Annotated in this window: 1 protein-coding gene; it reads left to right on the top strand. The window is 60.0% G+C overall.

Features of this window, described 5'->3' with window-relative positions; genetic code table 11:
* Positions 1–93: 93 nt before the first annotated feature.
* Positions 94–1,033, top strand: a protein-coding gene (locus K9B33_RS22900; RefSeq protein ID WP_224551419.1) for an IS630 family transposase whose coding sequence is annotated in 2 segments (ribosomal slippage) — positions 94–426 and positions 428–1,033 — 939 coding nt in all. Because the reading frame shifts where the segments join, the coding sequence is not laid out codon by codon here.
* Positions 1,034–1,048: the final 15 nt, after the last annotated feature.

The following is a 1,048-nucleotide window of genomic DNA, read 5'->3' on the forward strand; positions in this document are numbered from 1 at the left end:
CTAGAGCGCGATGACATTGGCTTGAATCGGAGGATTCCCTTTCGGGCGACTTTCTGATTCAAGATGCTTGCTGGGTTGTGGAGGCCAGCAAGGATGGCGAAGCCCTATTCGATGGATTTGCGCGAGCGTGTTATAGCTTCGGTTGAAGGCGGGCTGTCCTGCCACTCTGCGGCCGCCCGCTTTGGTGTGGCGCCCAGTACGGCGATCAACTGGGTACGACTGAAGCGCGAGAAGGGCAGCGCAGCGCCGGGCCGAATGGGCGGGCACAAGCCCAACATATTGTCTGGCACTAACCGCGACTGGTTACTGGAGCGCACCGCTACGGACTTCACATTGCGCGGCTTGGTGATCGAACTGGCCGAGCGCGGGGTAAAGGTCGATTACGTTCAGGTCTGGCGCTTCGTTCATACCGAAGGGTTGAGCTTCAAAAAAAAGCGTACTGCCCGCAGAGCAGCTTCGAGCAGCGATCGCCCGGCGACGCGAACAATGGAAGAAGTATCAGGGCCGGCTTGATCCGGCGCGTCTTGTCTTCATCGACGAGACCTGGGCGAAGACCAACATGGCGCCGCTGCGTGGCTGGGCGCCGGTCGGTCAGCGGCTCCATGCCAAGGTGCCCTATGGGCATTGGCGCACGATGACCTTCCTTGCAGCGCTCCGCTGCGACCGGATCGATGCCCCGTGCGTGCTCGATCAGCCGATCAACGGCCAGAGCTTCACCGACTATGTCGAACAGTTCCTGCTGCCCACGCTATCGCCCGGCGACATCGTCATCATGGACAATCTGAGCAGCCACAAGCGACCCGCGATCCGCAAGGCGATCCGCAGTGTCGGGGCCAAGCTACTGTTCCTGCCGCCTTATAGCCCAGACCTCAATCCGATCGAGCAGGTCTTCGCCAAGCTCAAGCATCTCATGCGCAAAGCCGCAGAGCGATCCCATGAGGCAACATGGCGCCGCATCGGAACTCTACTCGATGCCTTCAGCCCCAACGAATGCCGAAACTACCTTCGCAACGCCGGGTATGGCGCAACATAATGTCATCAAACTCTA

The sequence above is a fragment of the Sphingobium sp. 3R8 genome (assembly GCF_020166615.1).
Classification (GTDB): domain Bacteria; phylum Pseudomonadota; class Alphaproteobacteria; order Sphingomonadales; family Sphingomonadaceae; genus Sphingobium; species Sphingobium bisphenolicum.